The 21,312-nt window shown below is 40.0% G+C and carries 20 protein-coding genes; 1 reads left to right on the top strand and 19 read right to left on the bottom strand.

Features of this window, described 5'->3' with window-relative positions; genetic code table 11:
- Window positions 1–100 precede the first annotated feature (100 nt).
- From opp2A to IGI97_RS01820, 11 genes are all read right to left on the bottom strand, one after another.
- Window positions 101–1,882 (bottom strand): oligopeptide ABC transporter substrate-binding protein Opp2A, encoded by a 1,782-nt coding sequence (gene opp2A, locus IGI97_RS01870; protein WP_033786643.1) that lies wholly within the window; start codon window positions 1,880–1,882, stop codon window positions 101–103.
- 28 nt (window positions 1,883–1,910) lie between these two features.
- Window positions 1,911–2,834, bottom strand: a complete 924-nt coding sequence (opp2C, locus tag IGI97_RS01865; protein WP_002365358.1) for an oligopeptide ABC transporter permease Opp2C — start codon at window positions 2,832–2,834, stop codon at window positions 1,911–1,913.
- A gap of 27 nt (window positions 2,835–2,861) precedes the next feature.
- Entirely contained in the window at window positions 2,862–3,824 is a 963-nt protein-coding gene (gene opp2B, locus IGI97_RS01860; RefSeq protein ID WP_002354943.1) for an oligopeptide ABC transporter permease Opp2B, read from the bottom strand.
- Window positions 3,824–4,768, bottom strand: a complete 945-nt coding sequence (gene opp2F / locus IGI97_RS01855; protein ID WP_002354942.1) for an oligopeptide ABC transporter ATP-binding protein Opp2F — start codon at window positions 4,766–4,768, stop codon at window positions 3,824–3,826. Before opp2F ends, opp2B begins: the two co-directional genes overlap by 1 nt.
- Entirely contained in the window at window positions 4,768–5,808 is a 1,041-nt protein-coding gene (gene opp2D / locus IGI97_RS01850) for an oligopeptide ABC transporter ATP-binding protein Opp2D (RefSeq protein ID WP_002367425.1), read from the bottom strand. The genes opp2F and opp2D overlap by 1 nt, the downstream gene beginning before the upstream one ends.
- A gap of 341 nt (window positions 5,809–6,149) precedes the next feature.
- Window positions 6,150–6,605: an IS200/IS605 family transposase gene (tnpA, locus tag IGI97_RS01845; RefSeq protein WP_010712524.1), complete on the bottom strand. Its 456-nt coding sequence runs from the start codon at window positions 6,603–6,605 to the stop codon at window positions 6,150–6,152.
- Window positions 6,606–6,804: 199 nt separating this feature from the next.
- Window positions 6,805–7,044, bottom strand: a complete 240-nt coding sequence (acpP, locus tag IGI97_RS01840) for an acyl carrier protein (RefSeq protein WP_002354939.1) — start codon at window positions 7,042–7,044, stop codon at window positions 6,805–6,807.
- Between the two features lie 136 nt (window positions 7,045–7,180).
- On the bottom strand, window positions 7,181–8,182 hold the full coding sequence (gene plsX / locus IGI97_RS01835) for a phosphate acyltransferase PlsX (RefSeq protein ID WP_002395966.1): 1,002 nt from the start codon (window positions 8,180–8,182) through the stop codon (window positions 7,181–7,183).
- Between the two features lie 102 nt (window positions 8,183–8,284).
- Complete coding sequence (gene recG, locus IGI97_RS01830; RefSeq protein ID WP_002359051.1) at window positions 8,285–10,321, bottom strand: ATP-dependent DNA helicase RecG; 2,037 nt, start codon at window positions 10,319–10,321, stop codon at window positions 8,285–8,287.
- A 115-nt stretch (window positions 10,322–10,436) separates the two neighbouring features.
- On the bottom strand, window positions 10,437–12,113 hold the full coding sequence (locus tag IGI97_RS01825) for a DAK2 domain-containing protein (protein ID WP_002354936.1): 1,677 nt from the start codon (window positions 12,111–12,113) through the stop codon (window positions 10,437–10,439).
- An 82-nt stretch (window positions 12,114–12,195) separates the two neighbouring features.
- Window positions 12,196–12,558, bottom strand: coding sequence for an Asp23/Gls24 family envelope stress response protein (locus tag IGI97_RS01820; RefSeq protein WP_002354933.1), 363 nt, complete (start codon window positions 12,556–12,558; stop codon window positions 12,196–12,198).
- Between the two features lie 273 nt (window positions 12,559–12,831).
- On the opposite strand from IGI97_RS01820, the gene rpmB reads away from it, so the two are divergent.
- Window positions 12,832–13,020 (top strand): 50S ribosomal protein L28, encoded by a 189-nt coding sequence (gene rpmB / locus IGI97_RS01815; protein ID WP_002354928.1) that lies wholly within the window; start codon window positions 12,832–12,834, stop codon window positions 13,018–13,020.
- Between the two features lie 103 nt (window positions 13,021–13,123).
- Here the strand turns inward: rpmB and IGI97_RS01810 are convergent, their stop codons facing one another.
- The 8 genes from IGI97_RS01810 to def form a co-directional block, all read right to left on the bottom strand.
- Window positions 13,124–13,768, bottom strand: a complete 645-nt coding sequence (locus IGI97_RS01810) for a thiamine diphosphokinase (RefSeq protein WP_002378967.1) — start codon at window positions 13,766–13,768, stop codon at window positions 13,124–13,126.
- Window positions 13,765–14,418, bottom strand: coding sequence for a ribulose-phosphate 3-epimerase (gene rpe, locus IGI97_RS01805; protein ID WP_002354925.1), 654 nt, complete (start codon window positions 14,416–14,418; stop codon window positions 13,765–13,767). The genes IGI97_RS01810 and rpe overlap by 4 nt, the downstream gene beginning before the upstream one ends.
- A gap of 23 nt (window positions 14,419–14,441) precedes the next feature.
- Window positions 14,442–15,335 carry a ribosome small subunit-dependent GTPase A gene (rsgA, locus tag IGI97_RS01800; RefSeq protein ID WP_002378814.1) on the bottom strand — a complete coding sequence of 298 codons (894 nt, stop codon included), beginning with the start codon at window positions 15,333–15,335 and terminating at the stop codon, window positions 14,442–14,444.
- 248 nt (window positions 15,336–15,583) lie between these two features.
- Complete coding sequence (ireK, locus tag IGI97_RS01795; protein WP_002404016.1) at window positions 15,584–17,740, bottom strand: serine/threonine protein kinase IreK; 2,157 nt, start codon at window positions 17,738–17,740, stop codon at window positions 15,584–15,586.
- Window positions 17,737–18,486, bottom strand: coding sequence for a Stp1/IreP family PP2C-type Ser/Thr phosphatase (locus tag IGI97_RS01790; RefSeq protein ID WP_002375547.1), 750 nt, complete (start codon window positions 18,484–18,486; stop codon window positions 17,737–17,739). The genes ireK and IGI97_RS01790 overlap by 4 nt, the downstream gene beginning before the upstream one ends.
- A 1-nt stretch (window position 18,487) precedes the next feature.
- On the bottom strand, window positions 18,488–19,867 hold the full coding sequence (gene rsmB, locus IGI97_RS01785) for a 16S rRNA (cytosine(967)-C(5))-methyltransferase RsmB (protein ID WP_002354921.1): 1,380 nt from the start codon (window positions 19,865–19,867) through the stop codon (window positions 18,488–18,490).
- Window positions 19,868–19,872: 5 nt separating this feature from the next.
- Window positions 19,873–20,814 carry a methionyl-tRNA formyltransferase gene (gene fmt / locus IGI97_RS01780; protein WP_002365369.1) on the bottom strand — a complete coding sequence of 314 codons (942 nt, stop codon included), beginning with the start codon at window positions 20,812–20,814 and terminating at the stop codon, window positions 19,873–19,875.
- Entirely contained in the window at window positions 20,807–21,301 is a 495-nt protein-coding gene (def, locus tag IGI97_RS01775; RefSeq protein WP_002371656.1) for a peptide deformylase, read from the bottom strand. Before def ends, fmt begins: the two co-directional genes overlap by 8 nt.
- Between the last annotated feature and the right edge of the window lie 11 nt (window positions 21,302–21,312).

Here is a 21,312-nt window from a genome sequence, read left to right as displayed (position 1 = left end):
AGTAACAAAAATTTTCACATAAAATAAGATGGCCTAAGAAACTATCCTATCCAAAAAAACAGATTCTAGAAGAGCTTTATGTCTTCTAGAATCTGTTTTTTTATTTCCGTGAGTCTGCTGTGACACCCACCGTTGCCCATGGATTATCTTTCGTATCAACTGCCCAAGTAAAGTCAACTACACGGTCGTTGACAGGCAAGACTTCATTTCTGTAAAGCGTTGGGATTACAAACGCTTCATCAATGGCATACTCTTGCCAATCGTAGAAGGCTTTTTTACGTTTTTCTTCATCAAATGATGCTTTTGAATCAATCGCGTCAAGTAATTTAGTATTTTCTTCTGACTCAAAACGTGTGTAGTTAAAGGCTGAGTTTGGACCATATAAGCCGGTTGGTGAAGGATCTGAACCTGTGCCCCACGCGCCTTGATAGATATCTACTTCTGGGTCATCATTTTTCAATTTATCATAGAATGCTTGGAAATCAATTAAGCGTCCTGTTGTATACGTTACGTTTAAGCCAATTTCTTTCCATTGTTGGACATAGTAATCAGCAAGTGGTTGTGCAGTTTCGCCGCCTGACATTGAAGCAAACTTGATTTCTAGTGGTTTGCCTTCTTTGTCTTCGCGAATGCCATCGCCGTCTACGTCTTTATAGCCAGCATCATCTAATAATTTTTTCGCTTTGTCTAAATCAAGCGTATAGCCTTTCGCTTCGCTATCATGCAAGCTCTTGAAGACTGGTGGAATTAACGTTGTTGCCCCTGTTCGTAAGCCGTTGTAGAATTTTTGGCCGACTGCATCATTGTCAATTGCATAGCCCATGGCTTGACGTAAGCTTTTATCTGCCATTTTAGCTTTTGGATTGTATTTCACTGTATTGGTTTCTTTGTCAAACGTACCCATTTTAAAGCCAATATACGTGTAGGCTTGTTCGGGACGTCCTAAGATTTGATACCCTTCAGTATCTTTGTAGGTTGGATACGTATCTGTTGGCATTGATAATGCAATATCGTATTGTTTCGCTTTCATCGCTTCTACAATGCTCGCAGAAGGAACAGATTTGAACACTAATTTATCTAATTTAGGTTTGCCACCGTAGTAATGCTCATTTGGTAGGTATTCAACAGATTCACCTGTCACAATATTACTCATGTAGTATGGTCCAATAGTCACAGGATTTTTACGAACTGCATCGCTTGATTCCATGTCTTTAACAGCAATTCCTTCAAAGGCATGTTTTGGTAAAACTGAACCCCAAACACCGCCACCTAATTGTTGCATTCCTGGGTGAACTTCTTTATAAGTGATTTTAACTTCTTTATCATTGACTTTTTCTATGCCAGAAATGGTTGGCGATTTACCAGCATGGTAGTCTTCCATGCCAACAATATTCGTAAAGTTATCATCATAACGAATCCCTGTATAGTCTTTATGACCAATGACTTCATAAGAGAAAATCACGTCATCGGCTGTCACATCTTTACCGTCAGACCATTTCAAATTGTCACGTAATTTAATGGTCGCTGTATTGGCATCTTCATCTAATTTCAGATCCGCAGGACCCCCATCGACAATCTTAAAGTCTGCATCATTGTTAAATAATGGCTGTACCGTTGGAAGCATGTATTGTGCATCATAGTTGTCTTGATAAAATTCTTGCTGGAAAAGTCCTTGGAATTGTGTATCCATAACTACAGCGACATCTAATGTCCCGCCATCAATTGCTTTTTTATCATTTTTAACAGCGATTGGCATTTTTGAAATGTCTTCTGTTTCCGTTGCTTTATTGCCCCCGCCTTTATTGCCGCCACCACATGCAGCTAACCCGAATACTAACACAGAAGCTAACGTGATTGCACCTAAAATCCGTTTCTTGTTCATCTCTTTTCCTCCCTCATTTTTTGGCTAATTAGCCTAATCGTTGTCGTGCATCTGCTGAGCGCTTAAATGCTTGTCCAACATAGTTTATACTTAACATCAAGACTAAAATTAGAATTGATGCAGGTAACCAAACCCATTGTTTATTGACTAATACATCCCCACTGCTGGCGTAGCCAATTAAGGTTCCTAAACTTGGGACACTTTGTGGTAACCCGAAGCCTAAGAAAGTTAACGTTGTTTCGATCCCGATATTGGCCGCGAAATTAATCGTTAAGTTCGTAATAATTAATGAACTTAAATTCGGCATAATTTCTCGAAACATAATTTTAAAATCGCTTGTTCCCATTGTCTTAGAGGCACTAACGTAATCTCGGCGCCCTTCAGATAACGTTTTACTGCGGAACAACCGCGCTTTTCCAACCCAATAAAACGCACACATAATCCAAATAAAGGACCAGATACTATATTTAGGAATCACGGAAACGAACACAATAATAATTAACATAATTGGCAAAATCATAATAAAATCCACGATACGCATCAAAATATTATCAATCATACCTCCATAATAACCGGAAATAATCCCTAAACCGACCCCGATAATAGACGTAATAATCGTAATGGCAAAACCGATTAAAATCGAGTTCCTAGCCCCGATAATCAATTGTCCTAAAACATCACGACCCCCTTCATCGGCACCTAAAATGAACTTGGTGCCATTCATTGTAACGGTACCTGGTTCCGCATATTTATCTAAAATACTTACATGCATAACGGCACTTTGGTCTAACACTAACGAACCGATAAAAACGGCTAATAAGATAATGACCAAAAGGATTAAAGAAAACATCGCCATTTTTTCTTTGACGAATTCTCGTGCAATCATCCGAAAGCCCATTGGCGGAATACTTTCTTGTAAGACTTCTTCTCTTTTTTCTTCTGTCAATTCCATTTTTATCACCCTTTCTTCGTGTTTTTTCTACTGAATTCGAATTCTTGGATCAACAATACTCATTACAATATCAGAAATTAAGGTTCCGATAAGGGTTGCCAATCCCAAAATCAACACGAGAGCGGTAATAACGGAATAGTCACGTTGAATGATACTATCAATAAATAATTTTCCAATTCCTGGGAAAGCAAAAATCTTTTCAATAACGACTGATCCGGCAATCAAAGCAGTAATTTCATAACCTAATTGAGAGGCAATTGGTAATGCTGCATTTCTAAAAATGTGTCGATTAAAAATTTTATTCGTTGGCACTCCTTTTGAACGAGCAGTACGAACAAAGTCCATGTTTTTAACATCAATCACTTCACTGCGCAAATATTGAATAGTGACCGCTGTCCCTAGCAACGCTTGAGTGACTCCTGGTAAAATTAAATGCTTCAGTTTATCTAAATAATACGGCCACGTTCCCTCAGCCAAACCAACAGTCACGGTTCCACTCGTTGGGAACCAGTCTAAGCGATACCCAAAAATAAAGAGCATAATCAAGGCAAAGATGAATAATGGCACGGCAAAACTGAAGAAGTTGTAGATAACCACCATTTTGTCAAACCATGAATTTTGGTAACGGCCAGCAATTAAACCGAAAGGAATGGCGATTAAATACGTGATTATAACTGACACAGCGGCCAATGCAATCGTATTCCCCACCCGACCAGCAATGAGCGTGGACACAGGTAATTTAAAGATAAAACTATGCCCAAAATCCCCATGTAAGGCATTGCCAATCCAACGGAAATATTGTTCGTACCAAGGATCATTTAACCCGGCAGCTTCACGCATGGCTTCAATCACTTTCGGGTCTTGGTTCGGATTAATCAATCCTGTAAACGGATCACCTGGCATCATTTTAGCCAACAGGAAAATCAAGACACTTAAAATAATCACTTGCGGAATCATCAATAACAAACGGCGTAAAATTGTTTTCCACATTATTCAGCACCTCCATTTTTTAACGCTACTTGGTGGGTCGGACTAATCGCATGTAAGTTATAAACCCGCCCATTTTCATCATAATAGTCTTTATGATTTTCCCGATACTCTTGCTCAACTCTTCTTCGTTCTTCTTTGTGAGCTTCTCGGTTCGCTACGTCAATTTTAGGAATTGCTGAAAGTAAGCGTTTGGTATAAATGTGTTGTGGATTAGTGTAAATATCTTGGCGTGTACCGATTTCTACAAAACGGCCTTTGTACATAATGGCAATGTTGTCACACATATGTTTAACTACGCCCAAATCATGGGAAATAAATAAGTAACTTAACCCATATTCCTGTTGAATGTTTTTCATAAAATTCAATACCTGTGCTTGCACAGATAAGTCCAGTGCTGAAACAGGTTCATCTGCAATAATTAATTTGGGGCTGGTAGCCACCGCTCGGGCGACGCCTAAACGTTGGCGTTGTCCACCAGAAAATTCATGAGGATATTTGTACAACGCATCTTCTGGCATCCCCACAATGTCCAACAAACTTTTGACTTTTTTCTTTTCTTCTTGGTCACTTAACCGTTCAAAATTTCGAATTGGTTCGGCGATAATATCTAGTACTCGTTTTTTAGGGTTTAAACTTGACATCGAATCTTGGAAAATCATTTGGACATCTTTGTTGTATCCAATCGCTTTTCGACTTCGCGGCTTGGTTACATCTTGTCCTTGATAAATAATTTCACCATTTGTAATTTTTTCTAAACCAATAATTGCTTTTCCTGTCGTTGATTTTCCAGAACCCGATTCACCAACTAACCCATACGTTTTACCTTGTTCAATCATGAAGTCCACACCATCAACCGCCAAAACATGATCAGTGATTCGATTGAAGAAGCCGCTGCGAATTGGATAATGAACTTTTAAATCTTTAATTTGAATAATTTCTGTCATTACGCTTCCCCTTCCCCGTCTCTAAAATGAAAATGTTTATAACATGTACAACGAACATAATGATTCGGTGCAACTTCATGTAATGTTGGATTTTCTTCATGTTCCGATGCATCAATCCAAGGAATTCGTGGGGCAAACCGACAACCTTTTCTAGGTAATTTGGTTAACGAAGGAACAATCCCTTCAATCACATGAAGTTCTTCTTCATCTGAATTCTCTTGGGGAATGGACTGAAGTAAGGAACGTGTATATGGATGTTTCGGATGACTAAACAATTCTTCAGCAGTGGCTACTTCTACAAACTGACCCGCATACATAACCGCTACACGATCAGCCATTTCCGCAACTACACCTAAGTCATGGGTAATTAAAATAATGCCGCTCCCTGTTTCTTCTTGTAAATCTTTTAACAAATCGAGAATTTGTGCCTGAATGGTAACGTCTAAGGCCGTTGTTGGTTCATCTGCAATTAAAATCGGTGGTTTACACGCGATTGCAATGGCAATAATCACCCGTTGGCGCATGCCGCCAGACAATTCATGAGGATACTGTTTCCCGACACGCTCTGGGTTGGGAATCCCCACTTGATCTAACAGTTCAATGGCCCGTGCTTGTTTTTGTTGTGCAGTCATTTTGGTATGATACGTGAGACTTTCTTTAATTTGGTCTTCAATTCGCATGAGCGGATTCAGTGCAGACAACGGATCTTGGAAAATCATCCCAATATCGTTTCCTCTGACTTTGTTGTACAATGTTTCATTAAACGTAGTTAAGTTTAAATTGTTGTATAAAATTTCCCCAGTAATTTTGGTATGATTGGGATCATGTAAGCCCATAATCGTTGTTGCTAAGGTACTTTTTCCACAACCAGATTCTCCGACGATTGCCAGAATCTCATTTTTCTTCAATTCAAATGAAACATCATCGACGGCATTATAATAATCATCTTTGATTCTAAATGCTGTTTCTAATCCTGAAACCTCTAGTAATTGTTCATTTCCTTGCATCCATACGCACCCCTTACGTCCTTTCAAAAACATTATATAAATTAACTAATATTTAATGATAGCACTTTCTAATTTTTATCAATGTTAATTTACAGCTCATTGTTTTTTCATAATTTTATAGAATTATTCCATAAAAAGCAAGATAAAATAACTTTTTTCGCAGTTATTTTTTTACATGTATGATTTTTTTTACAAAAATATGTGTAAAAATAGCCTTATTGCTTAATAAAATAACCATTATGTACGCAGTAAATATCCACCCGCATAGCGGGTGGCTTTTTAATAGCCCTAGAAGGGCTCGCTACCTGCTGCTCCCTTTAAGGGAGCTTTTTTTAGAGACCGCCAACCGCTACCATTCTATTCTTATCTAGTTGTTACTTCCTAAATGGATCTTTATACTCTCTTTTGTTTATACTATCCCTTACTCGATCTTCTGCTTCTTGTTCTCGTATATACTTAGCTATCGTTTTTTGGTTCAATCCTACAGTGCTCACATAATAGCCTTTTGACCAAAAGGATCGATTTCCATAATTGTATTTTAAATTCGCATGACGTTCATGAATGATTACTGCACTTCTTCCTTTTAAGAAACCCATAAAACCTGATACACTCAACTTCGGCGGAATTCTTACCAACATATGGATATGGTCGGGCATTGCATGCGCTTCAATGATTTCGACTTCTTTCATTTCACACAATTTCCTTAGTATTTTCCCTATATCTCGCCTCAATTTACCATAGATTACTTTTCTTCTATATTTTGGTGTAAACACAAGATGATACTTACAATTCCAACGAGTATGTGCTAAACTTTTATCGTCGTTCGACATTCAAAAACTCCTTTCGATTTGATAACGGTTGGTAGCCTTTATCTATTATATCGAAAGGAGTTTTTATCGCTAAAGCTCTGGCCTCCACGCGCAGTACGCGTGGTTTTTTTGTCGAAATCTCTTTAGAGATTTCAACTGACTAAAGTCATTAAAAAAAGTCGATTAACAGGAATGTTAATCGACTTTGTCTTATTATTTTTTATGAATTACTCACAATATAATCTACAGCGGCACCAACTGTTTCAATTTTTTCTGCATCTTCATCTGAAATCTCTGTTCCAAATTCATCTTCAAGTTCTAAAACAAACTCCATTACGCTAATTGAGTCAGCGTTCAAATCATCTTTAATGTTTAATTGATCTGTTACTTGATCCGCTTCAATATCAAAGTGGTTTGAGATAATCTTCGCTACTTTTTGAAGTACTTCTTCACGAGTCAACTGTATTCACCTCCACTGCTTTTGAAAAAAGGTTCTTTCTTTTACTAAAACGCTAAGATACATTGTACTCACAATTTGGGTATTTGTCCATCTTTTTTTCATTTGAGTAACAAACTGATGTCAAGACAATTGCAAATTACTCTACTTTGCCTTCATAATATTCCACTAATTGTGGGACAACTTGGGTTTCTAACATTGTATGAATTTGACGAATGGTGTAGCGGACGGCATCAGGACCCGTGGCCCCATGCGTTTTAATGACTGGCGCTTTTAAGCCAAATAAAACCGCCCCCCCATGTTTTGAGTAGTCCATTTCGTCTTTCATGCCACGCAACGCATTCTTTAATAATAAGGCGCCCATTTTTCCTTTGACACCTTCAGAAAGAATCGCTGTTTTCAGCAAGCTCATCATGTTCATAGCTGTGCCTTCGATGGATTTTAAAACGGCATTCCCTGTGAAGCCATCTGTCACCACCACGTCAGCTACGCCATTTAATAATTCTCGTGCTTCAACGTTTCCGACAAAATTAATCGTTTCATCTGCTGCTAACAATTCGAAGGCTTTTTTCGTTAATTCACTGCCCTTTGTTTCCTCAGTTCCGTTATTTAATAGACCAACACGAGGATTCTGAACGTTCCGAACTTTTTCAGCATAGAATGAACCTAAAACGGCATACTGAACCAAATGTTCTGGTTTATTGTCTGCATTGGCTCCTAAATCTAACATGTCAAACCCTTTGTCTGGTTCTCCCATGACAGGTAAAGTTGACATCAAACCGGGACGTTCCACATTTTTGATGCGGCCGACAATGAACAGACCCGCTGCTAATAGCGCTCCGGTGTTGCCTGCAGAAAAAATCGCATCGGCTTCCCCATTTTTAACTGCTTGCGCTGCTAAAACCATGGAAGCAGTTTTCTTACGACGGATTGCTTTAACTGGCTCATCGTCACTAGCAATTTTTTCATCGGTATGAATAATCGTAATGTTTTTTTCATCGGTGATGTATTTTTTTATTTCGGCTTCTTTTCCATATAATTGAAATTCAATGTCTGGGAAGTCTTGTTTGGCTAGCATAACCCCTTCAACAATTGCTTGTGGGGCGTTATCTCCACCCATTGCATCTACAGCAATTTTCATGAGTGATTCCCTCCTACTTTTTTGTTTCCTAACAAGTATAACATATTTTTTTCAAAGAAATACGCATTGGCTTTTACTTTCTGGCTTCAAAAATTACCTCTTCTAATCGAAAAATTGGGCTGCCTCATCTTGGGGTTTCACTCGATTGGCTAAGCCTTGATAAGCAGGATATTGCCACCATTCTTTCACTTGCCATAGGGCACTTGCTTCTTGGCGCGCAACTTCTAAAATGTTAAAGTCCGTCACGATATCTCCTACCGCAAATTGAGGCACTCCTGATTGCCGTGCACCGAACACTTCCCCAGGTCCGCGAAGTTCCAAATCACGCTCACTCAAGACAAAACCATTGGTGGTTTCTGTCATGATTTTCATACGCTCAACGCCCATTTCATTTTTCGGATTGGCCACTAAAATACAATAAGATGCACTGGAGCCACGCCCCACACGGCCCCGTAACTGATGTAACTGTGCTAACCCAAACCGGTCCGCATCCATAATTAACATCACTGTGGCATTTGGTACATTCACGCCAACTTCAATAACGGTGGTAGAAACCAATAATTGCAGCTGATTGTCTTTGAACTCCTGCATAATGTCATCTTTTTCTTGGTTTTTCATTTTACCATGTAGTAATCCCACTTGATATCTTGGGGAATAAAAGCTTTGCATATGTTCAAAAATTTCTGTTGCGTTTTTCACATCTAAGGCTTCTGATTCTTCAATCAATGGACAAATAATATAGGCTTGATGTCCTCGAGCCAGTTCTTTTTCCATCCATTCTAAAACAGTATCTAACTGCGGCGGCCGAATCCAACGTGTTTCGATTGGAATCCGTCCAGCTGGCATTTCATCAATGATTGATACATCCATTTCGCCATAGGCTGTAATGGCCAGCGTTCGAGGAATCGGAGTGGCCGTCATAAATAGAACATCTGGTTTTAAGCCTTTTTCTCTTAATATTTTTCTCTGATTCACACCAAAACGATGTTGCTCATCGGTGATTACCAAACCTAATTGATGGAAACTGACATCTTGTTGTATCAAAGCATGGGTCCCTACCACAATGTCAATCTCGCCATTGGCCAGTTCTTCGAGAATTAGACGACGTTCTTTCGTTTTGGTGGAACCTGTTAATAAGGCCGTTCGCACTTCTAATGGATCAAACAACTGCTGTAAGCTTTCCATGTGTTGCTGCGCTAAAATTTCAGTCGGAACCATTAACGCCCCTTGAAAGCCAGCGGTCATGGTGGCGTATAGCGCAATCGCAGCCACTACCGTTTTCCCACTCCCCACGTCACCTTGAAGCAATCGTTGCATATGCTTCGGACTTCGCAAGTCTCGACAAATTTCATTGGTCACTTTTTTTTGGGCGCCTGTCAATTCAAAAGGCAGTCCTTGGGTGAACGTTTTTAAGCGATCCACGTCATATTGAATAGCTAAACCATTTTTTTCCGCTTTTTCTTGTTTCTTCAATCCTTGCATTTTAAGTTGGAAAAGGAAAAACTCTTCAAAGACTACTCGCCGTTTAGCTTGATGGCTTTCTTCTGGATTACTGGGAAAATGCATCGCCCACATTGCTTCTTTTCTAGGCATCAAGCGGTACTTTTCTAATAAATCATTCGGTAAAATCTCTTCAACCAGTGAACCATACTCTTCAAAAGCAGTGCGGATTAACTGAACCAACGTGCTTTGGCGGACTTTTTTATTCACATGATAAATGGGGGCGAAATCTTCATTGTCTCCTTTAGAAGCTAAGATTTTCATGCCATTTAATGATTTTCTCTTGGCGTCCCACTTGCCATAAACAGCAATCTCTTCGGAAAGAACTACTTTGTCTTTTAAAAAAGGTTGATTGAAGAAGGAAACATTAATGACCGCATGTTCTTGCATCATTCGAAACGTTAACCGGCTCTTCTTATAACCGTACCGACTAACGACTGCTTCCGAAACCACTAGCCCTTTTAGCGTAACTTTTTCCTGATCCTGAATCTCGCTTAAATCCTTTTCTTGGATATCATCGTAGCGGAAGGGATAATACGTCAATAAGTCTTCAATTGTAGCAATCCCCAGTTCTTGTAAATTTTCAGCACGTTTTGGGCCAACACCGGGCAATACGCTGACTAAATCTGTGATGTCCATAAAATCCCCTCCTCATTAATATACGCAAAAAAATGGATCATTCATTAAATAGGCTGGTTCATTAGCCCTAACTAATGAACCAGCCTATTCGTTTTTATTTTTTCATCACGAAAACCTATTCTGCTGAGAATAAGTATGGATACACAGGTTGTCCACCTTCATGAAGTTCTGTTTCTAGTTCATCGTTTTCAGAAACTAAAATAGCGATTAGCTTTTCAGCTTCTTCAACAGAACCATCTTCGCCGACAATAATTGTCACGATTTCAGTGTCTTCATCAATCATGCGGTTCAACGTGTCTAATGATGCATTAAAACGATCTGCTTCAGAAACGACGATTTTACCATCAATCATTCCTAAGAAGTCATCTTTTTTAATTTCAACGTCATCAATGGTTGTGTCACGAACAGCTGTGGTTACTTGACCACTCACAACGCTGTCTAACATTTCCGTCATACTTGCTTTGTTTTCTTCTAATGATTGTTGATCATTGAAAGCTAACATTGCTGTCATTCCTTGAGAAATGGTTTTAGATGGAACAACCGCTACTGGTACATCGGCAACTTCTGCTGCTTGATCAGCCGCCATAAAGATGTTTTTGTTGTTTGGTAAAATAATGACTTGCTCTGCATTCACTTCTTTGACTGCTTTTAAAATATCTTCCGTACTTGGGTTCATTGTTTGGCCACCACTAATAATGTAGCTTGCACCTAAACTTCGGAATAATTCTTGAACGCCTTCACCGGCTGCAATAGCAATCACAGCAAACGGTACGCGAACTTTTTCAGTCAACGCTTCTTGCTGAGCATCGCGTTCAACTAACGTTTCATGTTGTAAACGCATATTGTCTACTTTTATTTTTACTAACGAACCAAATTTTTGGCCGTAGTTCATCACTTCACCTGGATGCTCAGTGTGCACGTGAACTTTGATAATTTCGTCATCGTTAACGACTAATAGAGAATCGCCTAGTTCATTTAAGTAGTTTCTGAATGTTTCATAATCAAAAGCGCTGTCCACGGTTGGGCCTTCGCCGATACGAACCATAATTTCTGTACAATAGCCAAATTTAATGTCTTCTGTCGCAACGTGGCCACTAACACCACGGTGATGTTCAGCATTAACCATTTCGTCCATTTCGGCAGGACTTGGTTCATACGTTTCAGTTGGTAAAAATTCACCACTAAGCGCTTCTAAAAATCCTTCATAGATAAATAGTAGTCCTTGACCCCCGCTATCTACAACGCCGACTTCTTTTAGGACAGGTAATAAATCAGGTGTTTTCGCTAAGGCACGTTTAGCACCTGCTACAACAGCTGTCATAACTTCGATACAGTCATCTGTTTCTTTCGCTTTACGTTCACCAGAACGCGCCGCTTCACGAGAAACAGTTAAGATTGTTCCTTCAACGGGTTTCATCACTGCTTTATACGCTGTTTCTACACCATGTGTAAATGCAGCGGCCAAGTCTTTGGCATTTAATGTTGTAACCTCAGGAATTTGTTTTGAGAAGCCGCGGAATAATTGAGATAAAATAACCCCAGAGTTTCCACGAGCACCCATTAATAACCCTTTGGATAACGCACCTGCCAATTCTCCTACTTTTTCAGAGCGAGAATCGGCCACAGCCTTTGCACCACTGGTCATTGATAAGTTCATATTTGTTCCTGTATCACCATCGGGTACAGGGAAAACGTTTAATGAGTTGACATATTCTGCATTTGTGTGCAGACGAGTCGCACCTGCCTGGACCATTTCCTGGAACTGACCTGCGCTGATTTCTGTTACATTCACCTAAAAAATCCTCCTTCAGATTTACCGCTAACGGCAACACACGACTTCCTTGTGCAATTGCATCGTTGACAGTACACTACCTCTAATCCGGTAATACACGAACTCCTTGAACAAAAACGTTAACTGAATTCGCAGTGACACCTAATAATGTTTCAAGATTATATTTTACTTTTTCTTGGACGTTACGAGAAACTTCAGAAATTTTTGTACCATAACTAACAATCGTGTAGACATCCACTGCGATTCCGTTGTCTTCTTGACGAACAACGACACCACGTGAGTAATTCTCACGACGTAAAATATCGTTTAAGTTATCTTTAATTTGATTTTTGCTTGCCATTCCGACAATTCCGTAAATATCTGTCGCAGCTCCGCCAACTACTGTAGCGATCACATCATTGGTAATCTCAATGGTACCTGCGGGTGTTTGAATTTTTACAGCCATTGATGAAAGCCTCCTTATAAGAGCACATTCGCCCTATTTTCTTCCATAACATTTTATCATATCCAGCCTTTAATTAAAAGGAAGTTCGTCAGATATTTTCATTCTTCCACTTCTAAGTGAACATTCTAGCAAGATTTCAATTTACTCTTTTTGATTGCTAAAGTCAAATCATAGAAAAAAATCTTCTTGCAAATCAGTGCCTAATATGATAAATTAAGTTAGTATGAGCTGAATATTATCGCTCCAAGATCAAGGCAAAGGAGGAAACTTAAAATGGCAAAAGTATGTTACTTCACTGGTCGTAAGACTTCAAGTGGTAATAACCGTTCACATGCGATGAACTCAACAAAACGCACTGTGAAACCTAACTTACAAAAAGTTCGCGTATTAATCGATGGTAAACCTAAAAAAGTTTGGGTGTCAACTCGTGCTTTGAAATCTGGTAAAATCGAACGTGTTTAATAAACTTAAATAAGCAAAGCTGGACGTTCGTTGTTCGGCTTTTTTTATTGCAAAAAAAAAAGAAGTTGGACCTTCATCACTTTGATGAAGGCCCAACCTCTTTTTACTTATCTTTACTTTGAATAACCGCAATCATCCCTGCATCGAAGGAAAAAGCAGCGGCTTCTTCGATAAATTCATTACTTGCATACGATGTTGGGTAAGGAACATCTTGATTGGTTAATAAATATTTACTGCGTCGTAGCGTCAAGTTTTCTACAGGCGTCAAACAGCAGTAGGCCAGATATTCTTTATCTGGCTCTTTTGGTACGATATACGAACCAGGGGCGTAATACTGGATGCTATTTTGACGATCGCATAGACGGATTTGACGAAGTACGCCTTGAAATCGTGGTTCAAAGGGTAACCAAAGATTGGCTAACAGGTGGTCAATTCTGCCCCCTGTCGCACCGATAATCGTCATCTCTGCTTGTGGAAATCGTTGTAAAGCTTCTTGAAGCGCTAATTGTGTATCTGTATCATCTTTTTCAGCAGGTGCTTGAATGAGTGTTTCGGTAGTTTCTTGGACAAAATGGTATTCTTCTCGTGATAATGAATCAAAATCGCCCACCGCTAATTGTAACGGTAAATCGGCCTCTAATAAATGGAGACAGCCGCGATCAATACCTACGAAATAATCATACGTAGCTGGTTCAATGGTTGGCCAATCACTTGGATTGCCGCCAGCTACCAGTAAGACACGACTCATTTGTCTAGCACTGCTCTCAGTGCATCGATTCGTTCTTGAGGATTTTCAGCATTATAAATGTAGGAGCCTGCAACGAACACTTCCGCACCGGCTTCTTTGCAGCGTGCGGCAGTTTCAGGAACAATCCCGCCATCGACTTCAATTTCATAGGTGTATCCTTTTGTTTCTTTCCATTCTTTTAATTGAGCAATTTTTTCTAGTGAGTTTTCAATAAATGATTGTCCGCCAAAGCCTGGATTGACAGTCATTACCAAGACTTGGTCTGCTAAATCTAATACATTTTCGATCATCGAAAGTGGTGTCCCAGGATTGATGGTTACGCCAGCTTTCACACCCGCATTTTTAATCATTTGTAAGGCACGATGAATATGGGGTGTTGCTTCTTGATGGACGGTAATAATATCCGCACCGGCTTCCGCAAAAGCATTGATATAATTTTCAGGTTGTACAATCATCAAATGAACATCCAATGGTAGTTTTGTCACTGGACGAATCGCTGAAACGATATTCGGTCCTAAGGTAATGTTGGGCACAAATTGACCGTCCATGACATCAACATGAATATAATCTGCTCCTAATTCTTCTACTAAACGGATATCTCTTTCTAAATTGGCAAAATCGGCACTTAAAATGGATGGTGCTAGTTTCATTTGGCTCGCTCCCTTTATATTTGCTATGATTTTTTCTTATAAACAGGTCGTCGATTCTCGATTTCCATTAAAAACTGTAAATAATTTTCGTAACGACTCGTCGCAATGGTTCCCGCTTCCACTTGACGTTTCACTTCACAACCAGGTTCTTTGTGGTGCATACATTCACGAAACTTACAGTGAGAGGCCGCGGCAACAAATTCAGGAAATTGCTTTGGTAATTCCACTGCTTCCATCTCCAAGAAATCGATGGCACTAAATCCTGGTGTATCAGCGACCAAACCGTCGTATAACGGAATCAATTCCACGTGACGGGTCGTATGTTTGCCCCGTCCTAAAGATTGGGAAATTTCCGCAGTTGCTAGTTGTAATTCTGGTGAAATTTGATTCAACAATGTTGATTTTCCAGCGCCTGATTGTCCCATAAAAACAGTCAACCGTTCTGGGAAAAAGCGTTCTAATTCTTTGGTGGCTTCTACGTCTTCCGAAGCGATTACCGCATAACCTAACGCTTCATAAATCTGTTTAATTTCAGTGACTTGTTGACGTTGCGGCTCATCTAATAGATCAACTTTCGTTAAATAAATAACTGGTTCTATATCCTTATACTCTAAGCTGACTAAGAAACGATCCAACAAATTAAACGAAAAATTTGGCGAAACCATACTCATGACAACCACACCTAGATCCACATTTGCAACAGGCGGGCGCACTAATTCATTTCGTCTTGGTAAAATTTCCAACACATAACCATCTGTTAAATTATCGCTTTCAAAAAGTACTTCATCTCCCACGAGTGGCGTAATTTTTCGATTACGAAAATTCCCTCGCGCTCTTGTTTGATATGTTTCTCCATCTGCGTATACATAATAAAAACCGCTTAACGCTTTTCTGATTTGACCTTTCAGATAAACCACTCCTAACTACTTTCGAATATACAGGATAGTGGCAGAGAAATCAAGGGAGCCTCTCGATTCTATTAATTAAAAAGAGCCTAGGACATAAGTCGAAATGACTTACCTTCCTAGACCTAAATCTTAAGATAAATGGCGAGACAGGAGCAGCTTCTTCTTATTGCTGAGAAACACTATTTGAAAAGCAAATAGATGTTAAACAGTACCTACTTGGTTCTTGAAGCTAAACCCTCCTGTCCCAACCTCTTGTCTTAATTACTCGTACTACTTTCACTAGTGGTGCTTTTTGAATCATTTGCTTTTGAATAATAAACTGTAACAGAGTCGCCTTTTTTGACTTTGCTGCCAGCGGATGGGCTAGTTCGTTCAACGACTTGGCCATCGCCAGAGCCAGATAATCCTTGTTCATTGATTTTAAGGCCAGCGTTATTGATGCTGTCTTCTGCAGCTTTTGGCGAATAACCTGAAATATCGGGAACAGTTACTGAGTCGCTGCCTTTGCTGACATGTAAAGTAATCGTGTCATTTTTCGGATCAACAGCGGTACCAGAAGCTGGTTCTTGACTAATCACGGTATCTTTTTCAACTTTGTCGCTTTCTTCGTCCACTCGTTTAATTTGAGATTCTGGGATACCTAAAGCAATTAAGCGACTTACCGCATTATCGTAAGAAATTCCGCTATAATCAGAAAGTGTCACTTTGTCGCTACCTTTACTTACATATAACGTCACTTGGCCATTTTTAGGTGTCACGGTGCCACCTGGTGCGGGGTCTTGCGTAATGACTAAACCTGGTTCTACCGTATCGCTTGCTTGGTCGACACGCGTAATTTGAGATTCAGAAATGCCTAACTGTGCCAGTGCATTTACTGCATTTGTGTAAGAATAACCGGCGTAACTAGGCAAAGTAACCGCTTCTGGTCCTTCACTGACCGTTAAAGTGACTTTGTCTTTTTTCGGATCAACTTTTTTACCTGCAGCTGGTTTTTGTTTAATAATGTTATCTGTAGACACAGAATCACTGTATTCTTTTTTCGTTGTAATTTGGTCTTCTGAAAACCCTAGTTTTTTCAAGGCTTCGACAGCAGATTCATACGATTCGTTTGTATAATCGGCCATCTCAATTTTTTCTGTTCCAGAGCTGATGTACAAAGTAACAGATCGGCCTTTTTTCACAGATGATTTTGCTTCGGGGTCTGTTTTGACCACCTTGCCTTCTTCAATCTTATCGTCGGGAATTTTTTTGGTTTCACTATCGACTTTCAGCCCAGCACTTTGTAGCGCTTGTGAAGCGGCCGCTTTCGTTTCATTTGTAACATCAGGAACTTCAACGTCTTTACCACCCGACATTGCAAAGGCTAAGCCACCTATTGCTAAAGCAATTAATGCCGCAATTGCTAAGCCAATCCACAATTTTTTACGGTTTTTCTTCGGTGGTTGTTCAGCTAAAATGTCATCTGCGATATCTTCTGGGACTTCGACAGGCGTTGTCTCTTCCGGTTCAGCGATGTCTTCGGGAATCGGAGTTAATACTTTCGTTTCTCCTAATAAAGCCGTTGGTTCCCACGCAGGTTCGTTTAAACGACTGGCTGACAAGGACGTGTATAAGTCTTCTGCCATCTCATTCGCTGTTTTGTAGCGATCGCTTGGGTCTTTTGCGGTTGCGTGACGAACCACATTTTCCAATGATTGAGGAATTCCTGGATCAAACATTTTGACAGAGGGAATTTCTTCTTGAAAATGTTTTAAGGCAATCGTTACGGCTGATTCACCATCAAAAGGTACATTCCCTGTTAGCATTTCATAGAGAATAATTCCCACAGCGTAAATATCTGATTGGTTGGTCGCCATGCTTCCGCGCGCTTGTTCTGGCGATAAGTAATGCACCGAACCTAACATTGTGTTCGTTTGCGTAATTGACGTTTCTGACAAGGCAATCGCAATCCCAAAGTCAGTAATTTTGACTGTGCCGTGTTCGTCAATCAGAATGTTTTGCGGTTTTAAATCCCGGTGAATAATTCTATGTTCATGTGCCATTGCAACAGCAGATAAAATTTGTTGCGTAATGTCCACAACTGTGGAATAAGGAATTGGGAAATGCGTTTGGATGTACCGTTTTAAGTCCATTCCTTTCACATATTCCATGACTAAATATTGTAGTCCATCTTCTTCGCCTACATCGTACACACTGACGATATTCGGGTGAACCAGCTCAGTTGCGGCTAGTGCTTCACGCTGAAAACGTCGGATGGCGGCTTGATCGTTTTGGAAGTCAAAGCGCAAGACTTTTACTGCAACGTCTCGGTCTAAAATTAAATCGTGTGCTAAATAGACGTTGGCCATACCGCCGCTTCCGATGCTGCCAATAATGTGATATCGACCATTCAGCTTCTTGCCGATTTCTATCATTGGTTTTCCTCCTTCTGTTCGTCAAAGTGTATCACTAACACGGTAATGTTATCTAAACCACCTGCTTCATTTGCTTGGGCAACGAGTTGGCTTAATTTGGATTCTAAGGGATCTGACGTCTCTAAAATTTCTAAAATTTTTGTCTCAGAAACCATATTGGTTAAGCCGTCCGAACATAACAGTAAATAGTCATTAGGCAGCCATTCATGATTGGTTACATCGACTTCGACAGTACCAGGCATTCCCAAAGAACGTGTTAGGACATTTTTTCGTGGATGATTTGCAGCCATCTCACGAGTAATCTCCCCTGATTTTACTAGTTCATTCACTAAAGAATGATCTTCTGTTAATTGTAACATGTGTTGGTCACGAACTAAATAAGCACGACTGTCCCCCACATTTGCTAAGACAAATGAATCCGGTAAAAGGATGGCACCAACCACGGTTGTCCCCATTCCTAAATACTCTGGTTTCGATTGTCCGCGTTCATAAATTTTTTCATTTTCCTTTTGAATTGCTTGAATTAACCACTGTGCAGATTTTTCAGCTGAGTCGACAGACGCATTGGACCAACTCTCACCTAAATTATTGACTGCCATTTGGCTAGCGACATCACCTGCTTGGTGACCACCCATGCCATCTGCTAAAACAGCAAAGGTTATGTGTTGTTGGTTCTCAAAAACGTTGGCATAATCTTGGTTCGTATTTCTTTTGCGACCGACATCTGATTGAACGTTGATTTCCAAATTATTTCACCTCATTTGAACTAACTTTCCGCATACAGCAAATAAAGAAGCCATCTGTCATGTATTGATGGGGATACAGAACCAGTTCTTGCTCTTTTACTACTGCTTGGACGTTTTCATTTGCAACAATTTCAATTTTTTCAAATTCAGGGTGTTTGGCTAAAAAGGCTGCCACCACTTCCTGATTTTCTTCTGGCGTAATAGTACAAGTGCTATAGACCATTATACCCCATTGTTTTAGTGTTGGGGCAACACTTTCTAAGATTTCTAACTGAATTTTAGGTAAATTTTGAAAATCATTGGCCGTTTTATGGTATTTAATGTCTGGTTTACGGCGCATTAGCCCTAAGCCTGAACATGGCGCATCAACTAAAATCCGATCAAAGGTTTCTGCGGGAAATTCTTCGGCCACTTGTCGCGCATCAAGCTTTTCTGCTTGGACGACATCCGCCACGTGGAGGCGTTGCGCATTTTCATTAATTAGCTTAATTTTGTGCGCATGAATATCTAAAGAAGTCACACGACCACCTGCTTCAGCCTCTAAAAAAGTTGCGATATGAGTCGTTTTGCCACCAGGAGCCGCACAAGCATCCAAGACACGATGATGCGGTTCAATTTGCATCGCTGGAGCCACGAGCATAGAGCTTTCATCTTGAATGGTTAAACAACCGTTAATAAACAGTTCACTACCAGCTAAGTAGCCTTTTTCAGCGACAACACCATAAGGGGAAAGTTGACTTTCCTTCGCGGCAATCCCTGTTTCTTGTAATTCTTCCAGCGCTTCTTCTCGTGAAATAAACCGTGTGTTTACTCGACCACTCGCATGGCTTTTTTCAAATAATGACAAACCTAACTGCCGTGTTTCTTCTTCGCCTAATTGGGCAAGTAATTTTTCTGTTAACCAACGTGGCATGCTAATTTCCGTTGCTAAACGATCAACTGGATCGCTAATTGCGGCCAAACTAGGTGCTCCATTTCGTTGGAACGCCCGCAGCACGCCATTCACGAATTTACCAATCCCAGGATTGCCACGACGTTTGCCAATTTCAACCGCTTCATTAATGACTGCATGATCGGGCACTTTATCTAAATAAAGTAATTGATATAACGATAAAATCAATAAATTTTTCACCCAATTATCGACTTTTTGCGGTTTCTTAACAAATGGTGTTAAGTAGTATTCCAACAATAATTTGCGACTAATTGTGCCGTAGACAAGTTCTGTAAACAAGCGGCCATCTTTCTCGCTTAGTTCTGATTTTGTCATCATTTCATTAAGTAAAAGATTGGAGTACGCCCCACCTTTATCCACACGTTCGATGGTTTCTAAAGCAACGTATCGAACAGAACGTTTTAATTTCTTGGGGATTTTTTCAGCCATTTTTGTTAGTCCACCTTATCTTTTTCTGCGACATTTTGACCAACGCCATTTAAAAATTCTTGAATCGTTAATTGACCTTTACCTGCTGGTTGCAGGCGATCAATTTGAAGAACTGTCCCTTCGCCACAAGCAATCCATAGCGCTTTTTTACTACGTTGGATAATCGTTCCTGGGGCGCTGGTTGTTGTTTCAGTCAGTGGTGTCACTGCCCAAATTTTCCAGTTGGTCCCTTGATAGGTTGTGAACGCTGTTGGCCAAGGACGCATACCACGCACTTGGTTATCAATTGCCTCAGCAGTTTTTTGCCAGTCAATTCGTTCTTGTTCTCGGGTAATATTGGGTGAAAAAGTAGCCTCTTCTTCCACTTGTGGAATAGGCGTAATTTCGCCAGCAATTAGCTTAGGTAACGTTTCTAATAAAAGTTCTTTTCCTAGAATGCTTAATTTTTCAAACATGGTGCCTACATCATCTTGTTTCGTAATCGGAATTGCACGTTGCGATAAAATCGCGCCAGCATCCATTTTTTTCACCATTTCCATAATCGTGACGCCTGTTTCTTTTTCTCCTTCAATAATCGAGTAATGTACAGGTGCGCCGCCACGATATTTTGGTAAAAGTGAGGCATGGACATTAATCGCACCTAGTTTGGGCGCTTTTAAGATTTTCTCTGGTAAAAATTGACCAAAGGCTGCTGTCACAATTAAATCTGGTGCTAAGTCAATCACTTTTTCCATTTCAGGAGAACCTGAAATTTTCTCTGGTTGTAAGACTAATAAGTTATGTTTTAAAGCTGCTTCTTTGACAGGCGTTGGGGTAATCACTTTTTTTCGGCCAACTGGTCGATCTGGTTGCGTGACAACCGCTTGAACGTCATAGCCTGCCTCGATTAAACTTTCTAAAATCGGAACAGAAAAGGCTGGTGTGCCCATAAATACAATTTTAGTCATCAAAATGTTCCTCCATATACGCTTCTAAATCTTCTGGTGCAATTTTCTCAATCATTTTGTCGATAAATAACTCGCCATTCAAATGATCAATTTCGTGTTGAAAAGCTCGAGCTAAATAGCCGTAAGCCGTAACTTCCATTTCTTCACCTTCACGGTCAAAATAACGGACAGTCACTTCATCTGCTCGTTCAACGGTTCCATATGTTTCTGGAATACTTAAACAGCCTTCCACATCAATACTGGTTCCCTTTTTTTCAATAATCACTGGATTAATTAGTTCAAAACGACCAGATTCTTCATCAATTTCAATTACTGCCATTTGCAAATTTTTGCCAATTTGCGGGGCTGCTAAGCCAATCCCATCATGGGCCAGCATTGTTTCATACATATCCTCTAGTAACTGCACAATTTCATCGGTAATAATCGTCACAGGTTGAGCCTTCATTTTTAAGTGTTCGTTCGGGTGAATCACAACTGGATAGCGCATAAGTGCTCCTT

Source organism: Enterococcus sp. DIV2419, from assembly GCF_051711865.1.
Taxonomy (GTDB): Bacteria; Bacillota; Bacilli; order Lactobacillales; family Enterococcaceae; genus Enterococcus; species Enterococcus faecalis.
The sequence above is the reverse complement of the archived record's forward strand: the minus strand, read 5'-3'. Positions and strand labels throughout refer to the sequence as shown.

What these genes read in the sequence shown, in the direction of transcription:
- opp2A (WP_033786643.1), bottom strand. Translation starts at nt 1,882, where the DNA reads ATGAACAAGAAACGGATTTTAGGTGCAATCACGTTAGCTTCTGTGTTA.
- opp2C (WP_002365358.1), bottom strand. Translation starts at nt 2,834, where the DNA reads ATGGAATTGACAGAAGAAAAAAGAGAAGAAGTCTTACAAGAAAGTATT.
- opp2B (WP_002354943.1), bottom strand. Translation starts at nt 3,824, where the DNA reads ATGTGGAAAACAATTTTACGCCGTTTGTTATTGATGATTCCGCAAGTG.
- opp2F (WP_002354942.1), bottom strand. Translation starts at nt 4,768, where the DNA reads ATGACAGAAATTATTCAAATTAAAGATTTAAAAGTTCATTATCCAATT.
- opp2D (WP_002367425.1), bottom strand. Translation starts at nt 5,808, where the DNA reads ATGTTTTTGAAAGGACGTAAGGGGTGCGTATGGATGCAAGGAAATGAA.
- tnpA (WP_010712524.1), bottom strand. Translation starts at nt 6,605, where the DNA reads ATGTCGAACGACGATAAAAGTTTAGCACATACTCGTTGGAATTGTAAG.
- plsX (WP_002395966.1), bottom strand. Translation starts at nt 8,182, where the DNA reads ATGAAAATTGCTGTAGATGCAATGGGTGGAGATAACGCCCCACAAGCA.
- recG (WP_002359051.1), bottom strand. Translation starts at nt 10,321, where the DNA reads ATGGACATCACAGATTTAGTCAGCGTATTGCCCGGTGTTGGCCCAAAA.
- IGI97_RS01820 (WP_002354933.1), bottom strand. Translation starts at nt 12,558, where the DNA reads ATGGCTGTAAAAATTCAAACACCCGCAGGTACCATTGAGATTACCAAT.
- rpmB (WP_002354928.1), top strand. Translation starts at nt 12,832, where the DNA reads ATGGCAAAAGTATGTTACTTCACTGGTCGTAAGACTTCAAGTGGTAAT.
- IGI97_RS01810 (WP_002378967.1), bottom strand. Translation starts at nt 13,768, where the DNA reads ATGAGTCGTGTCTTACTGGTAGCTGGCGGCAATCCAAGTGATTGGCCA.
- rpe (WP_002354925.1), bottom strand. Translation starts at nt 14,418, where the DNA reads ATGAAACTAGCACCATCCATTTTAAGTGCCGATTTTGCCAATTTAGAA.
- ireK (WP_002404016.1), bottom strand. Translation starts at nt 17,740, where the DNA reads ATGATAGAAATCGGCAAGAAGCTGAATGGTCGATATCACATTATTGGC.
- rsmB (WP_002354921.1), bottom strand. Translation starts at nt 19,867, where the DNA reads ATGGCTGAAAAAATCCCCAAGAAATTAAAACGTTCTGTTCGATACGTT.
- fmt (WP_002365369.1), bottom strand. Translation starts at nt 20,814, where the DNA reads ATGACTAAAATTGTATTTATGGGCACACCAGCCTTTTCTGTTCCGATT.
- def (WP_002371656.1), bottom strand. Translation starts at nt 21,301, where the DNA reads ATGCGCTATCCAGTTGTGATTCACCCGAACGAACACTTAAAAATGAAG.